Below are 16,727 nucleotides of genomic sequence, written 5' to 3' on the forward strand. Positions count from 1 at the left end.
GATCGCGTAATCCCTTGCACCACAACATCATCACACGCCACACCGCCCATAGCCGTCAGACACGACGATCGCTGGACGGGTTATTCAGTGCGCTCCTAGCCGGCTGCCAGGAAAGTAAGCGATGCGGAGGTCCGGAGCCTCATCGGAGCCACCGCACTGGCGGAGGTACGGGAGCGATGGCACGCCAGGTCCGATCCGAGGTAACCCGGCGAAAGATCCTCGATGCCGCCGTCGACGTCTTCGGCGAAGTTGGGTACGCGGCCGCTGGCTGGGGCACGATCATCGAGCGGACGGGCATGACCAAAGGTGCCCTGTACCACCACTTTGATTCGAAGGAAGCCTTGGCGTCAGCGATCATCGAGGAAGGTTCCGACGCGCTTCTCGGTGCATTTCGCAATGTATGCGGGTCGGCGTCGCCCGCCTTGGAGAACATGATTCACGGCACCTTCGCCGTCGCACACCTGCTCAGTGGCGACAAGACGGCTCGTGCGGCCGAGCAACTAACCGCTGTCCTCGCCGGATTCAACGCCGTTGCCGCGCAATTTTTCGGAGCCTGCACGGGGGAGATGGCGGGCCAGGCCCGGCGGGCGATTGGCGAAGGCGATCTCCGCGACGACATCGATCCCGAATTGGTCGGCGAGTCGATTGTCGGCGCGACGTTCGGAATGCGGTTGCTCTCCAACGCGTTATCCCGACCCGGCGCCAATGGGTACCGAGTCGAGAGCCCCGGACGGCGATTGGGTCAGCTGTGGGAACTTCTGCTTCCCGGCATGACCGTTGAAACGTCGCTGCCTTATTTCCGGGAATTCCTTGCTCGCGAGGCGATGCGTAGCCGCCATTGATCGGGGCCGCGCCTGGTGAAGTCCGCCGCCAGCCCTCGTGGCAACACAGCGGACAGTCAGCGCTCCTCTTCCCACAGTTGTTCGGTCAGGTCCTGAAACACCGCGAGGGCGAAATTGTCGTCCACACGTCGCAGGGCCGACCTGCTCATCAGCACTCGCACCACCGAGCCGTCCTTGTGGGCCAACTCGACGACCATGTTGGCCAGCGCGTGGACGAAGGACAGCGTCGACGATTCCGAGTCCGGGCACTGATGGAAGATCTCGTGGAACCGCAGCGACAGCACCTCGTCCGGGTCACGGCCCACCATCTGGGCGAATGCGGTGTTGGTGAACAGGATGCTGCCGTCATCTCCGGTGGCGAGCACGGGGACCGGAATCCGCTCCAGAACGACCAGCGCGGGCAACTGCTTCAAGGCGACCATCGGCGATTGACTTGCCTGCCGGTTCCGTCGGCGCTCCACAGCCCCTGATTATTGCCTATGACAGCGAGTTGGCCGGGCGGTTTCCGGTAAGTCGGAGTTCGCTGCGGGTTCGCGACAGGGGCCGTTACATTTCGTTGCGAGGCACCCGGCGACAGGGGGTCGTTGACGACGGCGCCGCGGCGGCCACCGCAGCGAGCGGCAACGAATATGCTTGTAGCACAAGGCAACTATGACCTGGTGCCGAGATGTCCGGTTCCTGACGACGCGCCTGTGATCGGGGTGTCCGGCGTTCGGCTCGTTCCCGCCTGGACTTTGCTGTAGCGCTCGTTCCGCTCACTCGACTTCGGTGCCTGATGCTCGTCTCGTTCCGGTCACTCGCTGCGCTCGTTTCGCTCACTCGACTTCGGGCGGCGGCTGGTACCGCGGGAATACTCCCACAGGCGGCGGCAGCTGGGTGCCCGGCGCGAGCCGGGTGCCGACGGCGCTGAACGCCCGCTGGTCTTCGGGTTGGCCGAGCAGGTCCAGCATCTTGGCGGCCGACTCCGGCAGGACCGGCTGCACCAGCAGCGCCGCGATGCGCACCACCTCGCACGTGGTGTAGAGCGTGGTGCGAAACCTCGCCTGATCGGCCTCGGACTCGCTTTTGCGCAGCACCCATGGCTGCTGCGTCGAAAAGTACTTGTTCGCGTCGCCGAGCATCAGCCAGATCGCTTCCAGCGCCAGATGCATTGCCTGACGGTCGAAATGGGCGCGCACCCGATCCAACAACCCGTCGGCCGTCGCCAGCAACTCGGTGTCGGCGTCGCAGAGCTCCCCGGGTTGGGGCACAATCCCGCCCAGGTTCTTGGCCACCATCGACAACGAGCGCTGGGCCAAGTTGCCGAGCTCGTTGGCCAGGTCTGCGTTGATCCGGGTGATGATGGCTTCTTCGCTGTAGCTGCCGTCTTGGCCGAACGGCACCTCGCGCAACAGGAAGTAGCGCACTTGGTCCACGCCAAACGTCTCGACCAGTTCCACCGGGTCGATCACGTTGCCCACCGACTTGCTCATCTTCTCGCCGCGGTTGAGCAGAAAACCGTGCGCGAAAACCTTTCGGGGCAGCTCGATTCCGGCAGAAATCAGAAACGCCGGCCAGTACACCGCGTGAAACCGGATGATGTCCTTGCCGATCATGTGCAGGTCCGCGGGCCAGTAACGGCGAAACAACTCCGAGTCGGTGTCGGGATAGCCGGCCCCGGTCAAATAGTTGGTCAGCGCATCGACCCAGACGTACATGACGTGGTCGGGATGGTCGGGCACCGGAACGCCCCAGTCGAACGACGTGCGGGATATCGACAGGTCACGCAGCCCGCCGGAGACAAAGCTGACCACCTCGTTGCGCCGTACCTCGGGCGCAATGAAGTCCGGGTTGGCCGCATAGTGGGCCAGCAGCTTGTCGGCATACTCCGAGAGCCGAAAGAAATAGGTCCGCTCCTCGGTCCAGGTCACCGGCGTGCCGGTCTCGACCGCCACCCGAGTGCCGTCGTCAAGCAATGCGGTCTCCGATTCGACGAAGAACCGTTCGTCGCGGACCGAGTACCACCCGGAGTAGGTGTCCAGGTAAATGTCGCCGGCCGCCTCCATCCGCCGCCAGATGGCCTTGGAGGCCTCGTAGTGGTCGGGATCGGTGGTGCGGATGAACCGGTCGAAAGAGATGTTCAGCCGTTGCTGCAGCCGCTGGAATACGTCGGAGTTGCGCCTCGCCAAATCGGCGGTGGGCAGCCCTTCGGCCGCCGCCGCCTGCGCCACCTTGAGACCGTGCTCGTCGGTCCCGGTCAAGAAACGCACGTCGAAGCCGTCCAGCCGATTGAACCGGGCGATCGCGTCGGTGGCGATGTACTCATAGGCGTGCCCCAAGTGCGGCGCGGCATTGGGGTAGGTGATCGCAGTGGTGACGTAGTAGGGCTTCAATGGCTTCATCGGAACTCCACCCTATTGGGTGGTCCTATTGTGTGCGCGTGAGCACCAACCGGCCCGCCACACGGCAAGCACCGCCCGCCCCGGAGCCGTTGGCCCCGCTGGTCGACGCGCACACCCACCTCGACGCGTGCGGCGCCCGCGACGCTCGAGACGTCGCTGACATCGTCGACCGCGCCGCGGCCGTCGGGGTGCGCGCGGTGGTCACCATCGCCGACGACCTGGAATCGGCGCGCTGGGTGACCAGGGCGGCCGAGTGGGATCCGCGGGTCTACGCCGCGGTGGCGCTGCACCCCACCCGCACCGACGCGCTCACCGGCGCCGCACGTGCCGAAATCGAGGAACTCGTGGCCCATCCGCGTGTGGTGGCGGTCGGCGAGACGGGGTTGGATATGTATTGGCCGGGCCGCCTCGACGGGTGCGCGCCGCCCGGCGTGCAACGCGAGGCCTTTGCCTGGCACATCGACCTGGCCAAGCGCACCGGAAAGCCGCTGATGATCCACAATCGGCAGGCCGACCGTGAGGTGCTCGACGTGCTGCGGGCCGAGGGCGCTCCGGACACCGTGATCTTTCACTGCTTCTCGTCGGGCAGTGTGATGGCCCGCGAGTGTGTGGCCGCCGGATGGTTGCTGAGTCTTTCCGGAACTGTGACCTTCCGCAACGCCCGAGACCTCCGGGAGGCTGTTCCGCTGATACCGCTGGAGCAGGTTCTGGTGGAAACCGATGCGCCGTTTCTCACCCCGCACCCCTACCGTGGCACAGCGAACGAGCCGTATTGCCTGCCCTACACCGTTCGGGCGCTGGCGGAGCTGGTCGATCGCCGTCCCGAGGAAGTGGCCCGGATCACCACGAGCAACGCCGCGCGGGCATATGAACTGAGTCACACACCTGGTGGGTGGCCCTAATACCCGGCGTGCCGGAGTTGCTCAGCTTTGATCGGTTCGTTACCGTCTTGTGATCGTACGGGTGGGCCTCTGGGGCCCATTTTGGCGTTTTCAGCTGAATTCGGCTGAAATGTCTGGAACTTGCTGCTGGGTCGTTGCTGAGGTTGTTGGTTAGGTCGGGATAGTCGCACATTGAATCTGCTTACGAAACTTCATCAAACCGAATCACCGATGTTGCGCCTCGTGGTTGGCGCCTTACTGCTGGGGCTGGCGTTCGCCGGCGGGTATGCCGTTTCGGCGGCCAAGACGGTGACGCTGACTGTCGATGGAACCGCGATGCGGGTCACCACGATGAAGTCGCGGGTGATCGACGTCGTACAGGAGAACGGCTTTTCCGTCGACGCGCGCGACGACCTGTATCCCGCGGCGGACGTGGCGGTCCACGATTCGGAGAACATCGTGTTGCGGCGCAGCCGCCCGTTGGAGATCTCGCTGGACGGCCACGACGTCAAGAAGGTCTGGACGACGGCATCCACGGTGGACGAAGCGTTGGCCCAACTGGCCATGACCGATACGGCGCCCGCGGCCGCCTCTCGCGGCAGCCGGGTCCCGCTGGCGGGGATGGCGCTGCCGGTCGTCAGCGCCAAGACGGTGGAGATCAACGACGGTGGGGTGGTGCGTACCGTGCACCTGGCGGCGCCCAACGTGGCGGGCCTGCTCGACGCCGCCGGCGTACCGCTGCAGGGCAGCGACCAGGTGGTGCCGGCCGCGACGACGCCGATTACCGACGGCATGCAGATCCAGGTGACCCGGTACCGCATCGAGCGGGTCACCGAACGGTTGCCGCTGCTGCCGGACGCGCGTCGCATCGAAGACCCGGAAATGAACATGAGCCGCAAGGTCGTCGAAGACGCGGGGACTCCCGGTGAGCAGGATGTGACGTTCGCGGTGGCCGAGGTCGACGGTGTGGTCACCGGAAAGCTGCCGATCGCCAACGTCGTGGTGACGCCGGCGCGCGACGCGGTGGTGCGGGTGGGCACCAAGCCGGGCACCGACGTTCCTCCGGTGAGCGACGGAGACATCTGGGATGCCATCGCCGGCTGTGAGGCCGGCGGCAACTGGGCGATCAACACCGGCAATGGATACTACGGTGGTGTGCAATTCGACCAGGGCACCTGGGAGGCCAACGGCGGGCTGCGGTATGCGCCCCGCGCCGACCTGGCCACCCGCGAAGAGCAGATCGCGGTCGCCGAGGTGACCCGTCAACGCCAAGGCTGGGGCGCCTGGCCGGTGTGCAGCGGACCTGCGGGGGCACGCTGACTATTCGGCTGCTCGGACGCACCGAGATCAGGCGGCTGGCCAAGGAGCTCGAGTTCCGGCCACGAAAATCGCTCGGACAGAATTTCGTGCACGACGCCAACACGGTGCGCCGGGTGGTTGCGGCCTCCGGGATCACCCGGGCTGACCGGGTGCTGGAGGTAGGGCCGGGCCTGGGCTCGCTGACCCTGGCGCTGCTCGACCGCGGCGCGACCGTGACGGCCGTCGAGATCGACCCGGTACTGGCCGCCCGGCTGCCGCAGACCGTCGCCGAGCATTCCCACAGCGAAATCCAGCGCCTGACCGTGCTCAACCGCGACATCCTGGGCCTGCACCCGCAGGATTTGGCCGTCGAGCCGACCGCGGTGGTCGCCAACCTGCCGTACAACGTCGCGGTTCCGGCGTTGTTGCATCTGCTGGCCGAGTTCCCGTCCATCCGCGTGCTGACGGTCATGGTGCAGGCCGAGGTCGCCGAACGGCTCGCCGCCGAGCCGGGCGGTAAGGAGTACGGCGTGCCCAGCGTCAAGGTGCGCTTCTACGGACGGGTTCGGCGTTGCGGCATGGTGTCGCCGACCGTCTTCTGGCCCATCCCGCGCGTCTACTCCGGACTGGTCCGCATCGATCGGTACGAGACGTCACCGTGGCCGACCGACGGCGCGTTCCGGCAGCAGGTGTTCGAACTGGTGGACATCGCCTTCGCGCAGCGCCGCAAGACGTCCCGCAACGCGTTTGCCCAGTGGGCAGGCTCGGGCAACGAGTCGGCGAATAGGTTGCTCGCGGCCAGCATCGACCCAGCCCGACGCGGTGAGACGCTGTCCATCGCCGATTTTGTGCGTTTGCTGCGGCGCTCTGGGCAGGGGTCCGACGCGGTGGCGCAGACCAGCAACACCGCCGGCGAACAGCAGGTCCCGGCGGGTTGATCATGAGCCGCCGGGCGCCGTTGCGTGTGGTTCGCCGGTTACAGCGATAGTCTGCTGCGGTGGTCAGGGCGTCGGACGGCAACACCGCTGAGTTGTGGGTTCCCACCGGGTCGGTCACCGTTCGGGTGCCCGGCAAGGTGAACCTGTACCTTGCGGTCGGTGACCGCCGCGGCGACGGCTACCACGAGCTGACGACGGTGTTTCATGCCGTCTCGCTGGTCGACGAGGTGACGGTGCGCAACGCCGATGTGCTGTCGTTGGAGCTCGTCGGCGAAGGGGCGCATGAACTGCCGGTCGACGAACGCAATCTCGCCTGGCAGGCGGCGGAGCTGATGGCTGAACATGTGGGCCGGGCACCTGATGTGTCGATTCTCATCGAGAAATCCATTCCGGTTGCCGGGGGGATGGCGGGCGGCAGCGCCGACGCGGCTGCCGTGCTGGTCGCGATGAATGCCCTGTGGGAACTCAGCCTGCCTCGCCGCGACCTGCGCCTGCTCGCCGAGCGGCTGGGCAGCGATGTGCCGTTTGCGCTGCACGGGGGCACCGCGTTGGGCACCGGCCGCGGTGAGGAGTTGGCAACGGTGTTGTCCCGCAACACCTTTCACTGGGTGCTGACGTTCGCGCACAGCGGGCTGTCCACGCCGGCGGTATTCACCGAGCTTGACCGACTCCGCGAGGTGGGCGACCCGCCGCGGCTCGGCGAACCCGGTCCGGTGCTGGCAGCGCTGGCCGCGGGCGATCCGCAGCGGCTGGCGCCGCTGCTGGGTAATGAAATGCAGGCGGCCGCGGTAAGCCTGGACCCGGCGCTGCGTCGTGCGTTACGGGCAGGTGTGGAGGCCGGTGCGCTGGCCGGCATCGTGTCGGGTTCGGGGCCGACGTGTGCGTTTCTATGTGCCTCGGCGGAGTCCGCGATCGACGTGGGCGCGCAGCTGTCGGGGGCGGGTGTGTGCCGCACCGTGCGAGTGGCCACCGGACCGGTGCCGGGCGCCCGGGTGGTCCCGGCTCCGGTAACCCCCGAATAACCGGGTGTGACTTGGCTGTGAAATCCGCCTCAAATGCCCTAAGAGTTTGGCAGTTACTTAAGAGTTGCTTAAGATAATCGGCGGTGACGGCTAGCGGTAAGCAAGGGAATGCGATTTCGTCGTCCGCCGGGCAATGCGCCGGGCGGTCCGCGAACCATCCTCGGTCCGGATATCGGGCCAGGCTCTTGCGCGTCGTGCGGTCCGGCGTTGGATCGTCAGCCCATCACCGAACCGAGACCTAACCGCTTCCCAATTGTGTGCGCGTGCCTGTCACAAAGTGCCGTCCAGCAGGCGGAACATGAAACCCGGACCTTGGGGCCGGAACCGAGGAGGATGCCTTGAGCAGGTTTACCGAGAAGATGTTCCGCAATGCCTGCGAAACCACCAAGGGCATGGTGACCGGTGAACCACACACCCCCGTTCGGCACACCTGGGGCGAAGTCCACGAGCGAGCGCGGCAGATCGCCGGCGGTTTGGCGGCCGTCGGCGTCGGCCACGGCGACGCGGTCGGTGTGCTGGCCGGCGCACCGGTCGAAATCGCCCCGACCGCTCAGGGGCTGTGGATGCGCGGCGCCAGCCTGACCATGCTGCACCAGCCCACCCCACGCACCGACCTCGCGTTGTGGGCCGAGGACACCACCACCGTGGTCGACATGATCGAGGCCAAGGCGGTCATCATCTCCGAGCCCTTCATGGCCGCCGCTCCGGTGCTGCAGGAGCGCGGCATCAAGGTGCTCACGGTCGAGCAACTGCTGGCGTCCGACCCGGTCGACCCGATCGAGACCGGCGAGGACGATCTGGCGTTGATGCAGTTGACGTCCGGGTCGACAGGATCCCCTAAAGCGGTTCAGATCACCCACCGCAACCTGTTCGCCAATCTCGAGGCGATGTACATCAGCGCCGAGTACAACGCAGACACCGACGTGATGATCAGCTGGTTGCCGTTGTTCCACGACATGGGGATGATCGGCTTCTTGACCGTGCCCATGTACTTCGGCGGTGAGCTGGTCAAAGTCACCCCGATGGACTTCATGCGCGACACCCTGCTATGGGCCAAGCTGATCGACAAATACCGGGGCACCATGACGGCCGCCCCGAACTTCGCTTATTCGCTGTTCGCCAAGCGGCTGCGCAAGCAGGCCAAGCCCGGCCAGTTCGACCTGTCCACGTTGCGGTTCGCGCTGTCCGGCGCCGAGCCGGTCGAGCCGGCCGACGTCGAGGACCTGTGCGAAGCCGGCGCGCCGTTCGGGCTCAAACCGCAGGCGATTCTGCCGGCTTACGGGATGGCCGAGATCACGCTCGCGGTGGCGTTCTCCGAGTGCGGCGCCGGGTTGGTGGTCGACGAGGTGGACGCCGACCTGTTGGCCGCGCTGCACCGCGCGGTGCCGGCAACCAAGGGCAACACCCGTCGGCTGGCTTCGCTGGGCCCGCTGCTGCAAGGGATCGAGGCCCGCATCGTCGACGAGGACGGCAACATCCTGCCGCCGCGGGGCGTCGGGGTGATCGAGCTGCGGGGCGAGTCGGTGACACCGGGCTACCTCACGATGGGCGGGTTCATCCCGGCGCAGGACGCGCAGGGGTGGTATGACACCGGTGACCTCGGCTATCGGATGGAGAACGGGCACGTCGTCGTCTGCGGCCGCGTGAAGGACGTCATCATCATGGCTGGCCGCAACATCTACCCGACCGACATCGAGCGGGCCGCCGGCCGGGTCGAAGGGGTGCGTCCGGGTTGTGCGGTGGCGGTCCGGCTCGACGCCGGGCATTCGCGTGAGACTTTCGCGGTGGCGGTGGAGTCCAACGCCTTTGAAGACCCCGCCGAGGTACGCCGCATCGAACACCAGGTGGCCCACGAGGTGGTCGCCGAGGTCGACGTGCGTCCGCGCAATGTCGTGGTTCTCGGTCCGGGCACCATTCCCAAGACGCCGTCGGGCAAGCTGCGACGGGCCAATTCCGTCACCCTGGTCACCTAGCGTTTCGGTCGCGAGCAGTCGCAAAATCGCCCTTTTTCCAAGGAAATTGGGCGATTTTGCGACTGCTCGCGGATGCGGCGGGTGCCCGCTATGCCGGATTAGCGGTACAAACCACCTCCCTGGACGGCCAGCCAATGGTGGAATGGTCTGGCCGATCGATAATGGGCGGCCCGAATGATGTGTGACCGCTGCGGAGTGCTGCTTGCCGAGCAGCTGGCCCCATCGAAACCGAAGGGAGCAATACCCATGTTGTCCGCCTCACGAGCGGCGGTGTTGAGAGTTGTCGCTGGCCTTTCCGTTGTCGTTCTGATCGTGGCTGGCTGCAGCAGCACCAAAAATAGTGCTCCGCAATCAACGAATGCGCCGGCAACGACCAGTGGGGCAAGCCAGCCGCGGACCGTTTCGACGACCTTCATCAGCTACACCTCGAACCAAAGGTTCGAAGCTGCCGTCGACGCACTGCAGAAGGCCGCCGCCGACAACGGGATGATGGTCGTCGGAGACCTCAACCAGGACGCGGTGCTGGCGGCTACCGGGCTGCAATTGCCGGGGGCGCATAGTTTCTTTGTCGGCAATCCGCGGATCGGTAAGACGTTTTTCGACGCCACCCAGGCGATCGGCGCGGTGATCCCGGTACGTGTGCACGTCTGGGTGGACGGCAATGGTCCGGCGCACATCAGCTACTTCGACCCGGCTCCGGAGTTCACCGCCGTCGACCCGGCTCTGGGCGACGCCGGGCAGCAGATTTCCCAATCGATCCGCACCATCGCCGAAGCCGCGGTGGGTGTCGGCGGCGCACCTCAGGCAACCCCTCAGGTAACGAAGGTCGACACCACATTCATCACCGTTGACACCTCGAGTTCGTTCGAGGGAACGATTGGCGCGTTACACACCGCGGCCGACCAGAACGGGATGACCGTCCTCGGCGATGTGAACCAGGCCAGCAGGCTCGAGGCGATCGGACTGCAGTTGCAGCGGTCGCACAGTTTCTTTGTCGGCAATCCGCAGATCGGCAAGACGCTCTTCGGCGCCACCCAGGCGATCGGCGCGGTGGTTCCCGTTCGCATGCAAGTCTGGGCGGAGAGCCGCGGTCCGGCGCACATCAGCTACTTCGACCCGGCGCCGCTGTTCAGCGTCATCGACCCGGCTCGCGCCGACATCGGGCAGCAGGTGTCGCAGGCAATCCGCAAAGTTGCCGAGGCCGCGGCGGCGACGCACTAGCTTGGCTAGATGCCGACGCCGCCCGCGGCGATCAGCCCTGCCAGGCATGGACCCGATTTTGCGCGGGCTCTAGTCCCATGTCGATGAGCAACTCGGTGGCATCTGCCGCCTGCTCGCAGATCGTCGGGACTTCGGCCCGTTCGGCGGCGGTGAAGTTCTCCAAGACGAACGCCGCTGGGTCCTTGCGTCCGGGCGGACGGCCGATGCCGATACGCACCCGCTGAAAGTCCTTGGTGCCCAATGCGGCCGCCACCGACCGCAGCCCGTTGTGGCCGCCCTCGCCGCCACCGAGCTTGAGCCGGATGCGACCGAAGTCCAGGTCGAGGTCGTCGTGAATGACCACGATGTCGGCGGGCGCCACCGAGTAGAACGTGGCCAGCGGGCCCACCTGGCGGCCCGACTCGTTCATGTAGCAGCGCGGCTTTGCCAGCACCACCGAGTGTCCCGCCAGCCGGCCGGTGACGACTTCGGCCCCGGAACGCTTGTGTCCCTTGAATTTCGAGCCCAACCGCGCGGCCAACAGGTCGGCAACCAGGAACCCGAGGTTGTGTCGGGTGCGCGCGTAGGTGTCTCCGGGGTTGCCGAGGCCGACGACCAGGAACGGCTCGGCCACGTCGCGAGCTGCCTACTCGGACTCTGCTGCGGCCGATTCGGCTTCTGCGGCCTCTTTCCGGGCCTCTTCTTCGGCAGCCGCGGCTTCGGCAACCTCGCCCGCGCCCTCTTCGGCGAGATCTTCGGCCGTCGGCGCGTTCACCACGTTGACCACCAGCAGCTCCGGGTCGGAGATCAAGCTGACGCCCGGCGGCAGCGCGATCTTCCCGGCGGTGAATTGGGTGCCGGGCTCCGCGTCCTCGACCGACACGGTCAGGTGCTCCGGAATCGACAGCGCCTCCGCCTCGATCTCGATGGCGTTGGTTTCCTGGGTCACCAGGGTGCCCGACGCAGCCTCGCCCTCCACCACGACGGTGACCTCGACGACGACCTTCTCGCCACGCCTGACCACCAGCAGGTCGGCGTGCTGAATGGTGCGGCGGATCGGGTGGATGTCCAGCGCTTTGGTCAGCGCCAACTGCTCCTTCCCGGCGATGTCCAGGGTCAGCACCGCGTTGGTGCCCGAGTGCCGCAGCACCGCGGCGAAGTCGTGTCCGGGCAGCTCCAAGTGCTGGGGCTCGGCGCCGTGGCCGTACAGCACGGCAGGAATCCTGTCGTTGCGGCGGGCTCGCCGGGACGCGCCCTTGCCGGTCTCGGTCCGCACCGTGACCTTCAGTTGGTTGACTGCAGCCTTGGCCATTGTGTCGCTCCTGTGTGCTCTGAACCCAAGTCATAGGGCACGGCAAGGATCGCGACGAATGTGTCGGGTCTCCGTCGATAACGGTGCTGGTCTTTCCGCACCCTCGCCGTGATGCCCGGCCAGGTTAGCGCATCGGCGCCGCAGAGGGGAAATTCGGCTGCTGGCGTGCGACTTCACCGCGCGTCGTCACCGCGACTTCAGTGCGACGGTGAAACCGCGGATGATCGCCTCGATGTCGGGCGCATTCGCTGCCGCCTCGGTGGCCAGGCTGGTGATCGTGAGCTGAACCAGATACCGCTGATTGTCCGGCGGTGGCCCGGTGGGAACGACGACCCGGTTCCAGCTGTGCAGCCGGGTGCCGTCGAGGTCGTAGCTGCCTTGCATCATCGACGACGGAAAGCCGTTGAAGTCTGCCGTCGAGGCGTCCAGTTGCTTGAAGTTGTCGAACAGTTGGGCGTCTTCGTTGCCGCGCCTGGCCACGTCGGCGGGGTTGAACTCTCCGCGGAGCTTGAACACCACCAGCCTGGCGGTCGGATACTTGCCGCCTTTGGAGATGATCACCGTCTCCGGGGTGATCTTCGGACCGGTATAGGGTGACCAGCCCGGTGGTGTCGGAATGGACACCGTCAGACCGTTCAGTTTGCTCGGCGCCACCTGTTCTCCGCTGACGCCGATGCTTTCCAGGTACTTCGACAGCGGAACGGGCCGTGCCGTCGTAGTCGGGGTGCTGGTGGTCGCACCCGTCGTCAAGATGGATTGGAAGTCCGGGGGTTTCGCCGGGGAGCAGGCAACCGACGACATCGCCACCGCGATGGCGACGACGGCCGCGTTGCGCCGGCGAGCGATCACAGAATCTCGCGAACGGCGTCGACCGGCCGAGCCAGCCGGACGCCCTTCGAGGTGACCACAAAAGGCCGTTCGATCAGGATGGGGTGCTCGGCCATGGCGTCGAGCAGTTCGTCGTCGGTGGCGTCGGCGAGGTTGAGTTCGGTGTAGAGCGGTTCGCGTTTGCGTACCGCGGTCCGTACCTCGACGCCGGCGTCGCGGATCAGCTGCACCAGCTGGTCCCGGGACGGCGGGGTTTTCAGGTACTCGACGATGACGGGCTCAAGACCGTTGTCGCGCAACAACTCCAGGGTCTTGCGCGAGGTGCTGCACCTGGGGTTGTGGTAGATGACGGGTTCCCCTGCGGCCGTGGCCATCTACGCGTCTCCGTCGAAAAGCCCTGTCACTGAGCCGTTTTCGAAAACCGCACGAATGGTGCTGGCCAACAGCGGCGCGATGGACAAGACGGTCAGCTGGGGGAAACGCTTCTGCTCGGTGATGGGAAGTGTGTTGGTGACGATCACCTCGCGGGCACCGCATCCCGCCAGCCGCTCGGCGGCCGGGTCGGACAGCACACCGTGGGTGGCCGCGATGATCACGTCGCTGGCCCCATCTTTATGCAACAGCTGTACCGCGCCGGCGATGGTGCCGCCGGTGTCGATCATGTCGTCGATGAGCACACAGGTGCGGCCGGAGACTTCACCGACCACCCGGTTGGACACCACCTGGTTGGAAACGCGCGGGTCGCGGGTCTTGTGAATGAAGGCCAGCGGAACGCCGCCCAATGCGTCGGCCCACTTCTCGGCGATCCGCACCCGGCCCGAGTCGGGGGAGACCACCACCATGTTGCCGTCGGGATAGTTGTCCCTGATGTAGCCGGTCAGCAGGTTCTGGCCGCGCATGTGGTCGACCGGTCCGTCGAAGAAGCCCTGGATCTGGTCGGTGTGCAGGTCGACGGTCACGATGCGGTCGGCGCCGGCGGTCTTGAGCAGGTCGGCGACCAGCCGCGCCGAGATCGGCTCGCGTCCGCGGTGCTTCTTGTCCTGCCGCGCGTAGGGGTAGAACGGCATGACCGCGGTGATCCGCTTGGCGCTGCCCCGCTTCAGCGCGTCGATCATGATCAGCTGTTCCATCAGCCAGGTGTTGACCGGTGCCGGGCAGGACTGCAGGACGAACGCGTCGCAGCCGCGCACCGATTCGTTGAAACGCACGAAGATCTCGCCGTTGGCGAACTCCCGCGCGTCCTGCGCGGTGACATGGACGTCGAGTTCCTTGGCGACCTGCTCGGCCAGCTCCGGATGGGCGCGGCCGCTGAAGAGCATCAGGTTTTTGCGATTATCGGTCCAGTCGTGGCTCAACGCACTGCCCTCGCCGTTCGGGATCGAGATGGATGACCCATCGTACGAAGCGAAGGGCCTGGATGTGTCGCCGGGTAGCCAGGAACCGTATTCACGGTGTCTGATCTGCTTCGGTTTTCTTGATGGCATTTTCCGCGGCCTGAGCCGCCGCTGTTCCGGGCCGTTTGCGTTGCACCCAATTCTCGATATTGCGTTGCGGGCCCGCGGACACCGCCAGCGCCCCCGGGGGCACATCCTCGCGGACGACCGTGCCGGCCCCGGTGTAGGCGCCATCACCGACCGTCACGGGTGCCACGAACATGGTGTCCGAACCGGTTCGGACGTGCGAGCCGATGGTGGTGCGCTGCTTGGCGGTGCCGTCGTAGTTGACGAACACGCTGGACGCGCCGATGTTGCTGTGTTCGCCGATGTCGGCGTCGCCGACATACGTCAGGTGCGGAACTTTGGTGCCGGTGCCGATGGTGGAGTTCTTGACTTCCACGAAAGCGCCCAATTTGCCGTCGGCTCCCAGCACGGTGCCGGGCCGCAGATAGGCGAAGGGACCGACCGTGGCCTCGTCGCCGATCGACGACGAGGTGCCGTGCGTTCGGATCACCGTGGCGCGCTCGCCCACGGTGACGTCGGTCAAGGTGGTGTCCGGACCGATGACGCAGTGGCCGCCGATCTGGGTCCGGCCCAGCAGCTGGGTGCCCGGGTGGATGACGGTGTCGCGCCCGATCGCGACGTCGACGTCGATCCAGGTGGTGGCCGGGTCGATAACGGTGACGCCGGCCAGCTGGTGGGTGGCCACGATCCGGCGGTTGAGCTCGGAGCCCAGCTGCGCCAGTTGGACGCGGTTGTTGACGCCGGCCACCAGCGCGCTGTCGTCGATGTGGCGGGCGCTGACGGTGTGCCCGTCGCGGCGCAGGATGGCGATGACGTCGGTCAGATACAGCTCCTGCTGAGCATTGTTAGAGCTCAGCCGGCTCAAGGCGGACCGCAGGGCAGCGATGTCGAAGGCGTACACGCCGGTGTTGACCTCGCGGATCTCCCGCTGTGAGGGCGTCGCGTCGGTTTGCTCGACGATCGCCATCACCTCGTTGTCCTGGGTCCGCAGGATACGGCCGTAGCCGTGCGGGTCGCTCAGCGTCGTGGTCAGCACCGTGACCGCGGCCTGTCCTGCGGGGTGGGTCGCACTGTGGGTAGCGATCAGATCGGCCAGGGTGTCCGCGTCCAGCAGCGGCGTATCGCCGGAGGCGACGACCACGATGCCGGCGTAATCGTCGGGTAGTGCGGACAGGCCGCACCGCACGGCGTCCCCGGTGCCCAGCGGTCGGTCCTGCAATGCGACGTCGATGGTGCGTCCGAGGGTCTGGGCCAGCTCGCCGACCAACGGGGAGATGCGCTGGTGATCGTGGCCCAGCACCACGACCAGATGCTGCGGCGCCAGCTTGGTCATCGCGTGCAGAGAGTGCGCCAGCATGCTGCGCCCGCCCAGGGTGTGCAGCACCTTGGGGGTGTCCGACCGCATCCGGGTGCCCGGTCCGGCCGCGAGGACCACGACCGCGGTGTCACCACGAAACGTCATCGACCCTCCTTACGTTTCGGCTCGCGAACGTGGACGCCCGCGGCAACGATCTTGGGAGCCACGCTCCGTCGCCAGGACTCGAACCTGAACTCTCAGAACCAAAATCTGATGTGCTGCCGATTACACCACGACGGATTGTCGGTCGACGGTGAGCATTTTGCCGGCTCACCACCATGAAACTCTAGTCCGACGGCGATGCGGCCACGTGTAGCCATCCCCGTGCTCGCACCCGCGGCTGTCAAATTTACATCGGACATGTCGATGGACCAGATGGCGCAATACCGGATATGACACGGTTGTTCGGCACGGCCCATCGAGTGTGCACGGACGGTTTTGAGCGTGCACGTAGGGCGGGAACATCGCGCTCCGCCCGCCCCGACGGCACACTCGAAGCCGTCGGCGCACACGCGACGCCGTCGGCGCACACTCGACCCGCCAACACCAGCGCAACCGGATACCCTGATTGACGTGGCTGTGCCTGATAAGGAGCCCGATAAGGATCCGGAAAGGGAACTGCGGGCGCCGCGCGCCCGGATGACCGGTAGCGAACGCCGGCACCAACTCATCGGCATCGCCCGATCGTTGTTCGCCGAACGCGGATACGACGGAACCTCGATCGAGGAGATCGCACAACGCGCCAATGTCTCCAAGCCCGTCGTCTACGAGCATTTCGGCGGCAAGGAGGGCCTGTATGCGGTGGTCGTCGACCGGGAGATGCAGGCGCTGCTGGACGGCATCACCTCTTCGCTGACCAACAACCGGTCGCGGGTGCGGGTGGAGCGGGTCGCATTGGCCCTACTGACCTACGTCGAGGAACGTACCGACGGCTTTCGCATCATGATCCGCGATTCGCCGGCGTCGATCAGCTCGGGCACCTATTCCAGCTTGCTCAACGACGCCGTCAGCCAGGTCAGCTCCATCCTGGCCGGCGATTTCGCCCGTCGGGGCCTGGATCCGGATCTGGCGCCGCTCTATGCGCAGGCGTTGGTGGGTTCGGTGTCGATGACCGCGCAATGGTGGCTGGACGCGCGGGAACCCAAGAAGGAAGTGGTCGCCGCGCACCTGGTCAACTTGGTGTGGAATGGCCTGACCCATCTCGAGGCCGATCCCCAGCTGCAGGGGGAGTAGG

Annotated in this window: 16 protein-coding genes and 1 tRNA gene; 8 read left to right on the top strand and 9 right to left on the bottom strand. The window is 66.2% G+C overall.

Going from position 1 to position 16,727, the window contains the following annotated elements; genetic code table 11:
* The first annotated feature begins 176 nt into the window (after positions 1 to 176).
* Positions 177 to 842: a TetR family transcriptional regulator gene (locus CDN38_RS19345; protein ID WP_075513097.1), complete on the top strand. Its 666-nt coding sequence runs from the start codon at positions 177 to 179 to the stop codon at positions 840 to 842.
* A 56-nt stretch (positions 843 to 898) separates the two neighbouring features.
* On the opposite strand, the gene CDN38_RS19350 is transcribed toward CDN38_RS19345, so the two are convergent.
* On the bottom strand, positions 899 to 1,264 hold the full coding sequence (locus CDN38_RS19350; protein ID WP_075513096.1) for a PAS domain S-box protein: 366 nt from the start codon (positions 1,262 to 1,264) through the stop codon (positions 899 to 901).
* A 393-nt stretch (positions 1,265 to 1,657) separates the two neighbouring features.
* Positions 1,658 to 3,214 (bottom strand): methionine--tRNA ligase, encoded by a 1,557-nt coding sequence (metG, locus tag CDN38_RS19355; protein ID WP_075513100.1) that lies wholly within the window; start codon positions 3,212 to 3,214, stop codon positions 1,658 to 1,660.
* Positions 3,215 to 3,255: 41 nt separating this feature from the next.
* Here metG and CDN38_RS19360 point away from each other — a divergent pair, with 41 nt between their 5' ends.
* The 6 genes from CDN38_RS19360 to CDN38_RS19390 all read left to right on the top strand — a co-directional run bounded on the left by CDN38_RS19360 (position 3,256) and on the right by CDN38_RS19390 (position 10,557).
* Entirely contained in the window at positions 3,256 to 4,125 is an 870-nt protein-coding gene (locus CDN38_RS19360) for a TatD family hydrolase (protein WP_075513095.1), read from the top strand.
* Positions 4,126 to 4,296: 171 nt separating this feature from the next.
* Positions 4,297 to 5,424, top strand: coding sequence for a resuscitation-promoting factor (locus CDN38_RS19370; RefSeq protein ID WP_201258305.1), 1,128 nt, complete (start codon positions 4,297 to 4,299; stop codon positions 5,422 to 5,424).
* Positions 5,388 to 6,341: a 16S rRNA (adenine(1518)-N(6)/adenine(1519)-N(6))-dimethyltransferase RsmA gene (gene rsmA, locus CDN38_RS19375; RefSeq protein ID WP_075513093.1), complete on the top strand. Its 954-nt coding sequence runs from the start codon at positions 5,388 to 5,390 to the stop codon at positions 6,339 to 6,341. Before CDN38_RS19370 ends, rsmA begins: the two co-directional genes overlap by 37 nt.
* Before the next feature lie 59 nt (positions 6,342 to 6,400).
* On the top strand, positions 6,401 to 7,363 hold the full coding sequence (locus tag CDN38_RS19380) for a 4-(cytidine 5'-diphospho)-2-C-methyl-D-erythritol kinase (RefSeq protein WP_051507980.1): 963 nt from the start codon (positions 6,401 to 6,403) through the stop codon (positions 7,361 to 7,363).
* Between the two features lie 338 nt (positions 7,364 to 7,701).
* On the top strand, positions 7,702 to 9,336 hold the full coding sequence (locus tag CDN38_RS19385; protein ID WP_099319128.1) for a fatty acyl-AMP ligase: 1,635 nt from the start codon (positions 7,702 to 7,704) through the stop codon (positions 9,334 to 9,336).
* Between the two features lie 312 nt (positions 9,337 to 9,648).
* On the top strand, positions 9,649 to 10,557 hold the full coding sequence (locus CDN38_RS19390) for a DUF302 domain-containing protein (RefSeq protein WP_233026944.1): 909 nt from the start codon (positions 9,649 to 9,651) through the stop codon (positions 10,555 to 10,557).
* A gap of 31 nt (positions 10,558 to 10,588) precedes the next feature.
* On the opposite strand, the gene pth is transcribed toward CDN38_RS19390, so the two are convergent.
* The 7 genes from pth to CDN38_RS19425 form a co-directional block, all read right to left on the bottom strand.
* Entirely contained in the window at positions 10,589 to 11,170 is a 582-nt protein-coding gene (gene pth, locus CDN38_RS19395) for an aminoacyl-tRNA hydrolase (protein ID WP_075513091.1), read from the bottom strand.
* Between the two features lie 12 nt (positions 11,171 to 11,182).
* Positions 11,183 to 11,848, bottom strand: coding sequence for a 50S ribosomal protein L25/general stress protein Ctc (locus CDN38_RS19400; protein ID WP_075513090.1), 666 nt, complete (start codon positions 11,846 to 11,848; stop codon positions 11,183 to 11,185).
* A gap of 186 nt (positions 11,849 to 12,034) precedes the next feature.
* Entirely contained in the window at positions 12,035 to 12,649 is a 615-nt protein-coding gene (locus CDN38_RS19405; RefSeq protein ID WP_075513098.1) for an LpqN/LpqT family lipoprotein, read from the bottom strand.
* Positions 12,650 to 12,693: 44 nt separating this feature from the next.
* On the bottom strand, positions 12,694 to 13,050 hold the full coding sequence (arsC, locus tag CDN38_RS19410) for an arsenate reductase (glutaredoxin) (protein WP_075513089.1): 357 nt from the start codon (positions 13,048 to 13,050) through the stop codon (positions 12,694 to 12,696).
* Positions 13,051 to 14,031 carry a ribose-phosphate diphosphokinase gene (locus CDN38_RS19415; protein ID WP_075513088.1) on the bottom strand — a complete coding sequence of 327 codons (981 nt, stop codon included), beginning with the start codon at positions 14,029 to 14,031 and terminating at the stop codon, positions 13,051 to 13,053.
* Between the two features lie 91 nt (positions 14,032 to 14,122).
* Positions 14,123 to 15,598 (bottom strand): bifunctional UDP-N-acetylglucosamine diphosphorylase/glucosamine-1-phosphate N-acetyltransferase GlmU, encoded by a 1,476-nt coding sequence (glmU, locus tag CDN38_RS19420; protein ID WP_075513087.1) that lies wholly within the window; start codon positions 15,596 to 15,598, stop codon positions 14,123 to 14,125.
* Positions 15,599 to 15,661: 63 nt separating this feature from the next.
* Positions 15,662 to 15,733: transfer RNA gene (locus CDN38_RS19425), tRNA-Gln, on the bottom strand.
* Positions 15,734 to 16,132: 399 nt separating this feature from the next.
* Between CDN38_RS19425 and CDN38_RS19430 the strand changes: the two genes are divergently transcribed.
* Positions 16,133 to 16,726 (top strand): TetR/AcrR family transcriptional regulator, encoded by a 594-nt coding sequence (locus tag CDN38_RS19430; protein WP_036402227.1) that lies wholly within the window; start codon positions 16,133 to 16,135, stop codon positions 16,724 to 16,726.
* The last annotated feature ends 1 nt before the right edge of the window (position 16,727 follow it).

The organism is Mycobacterium ostraviense (genome assembly GCF_002705925.1).
Lineage (GTDB): Bacteria > Actinomycetota > Actinomycetes > Mycobacteriales > Mycobacteriaceae > Mycobacterium > Mycobacterium ostraviense.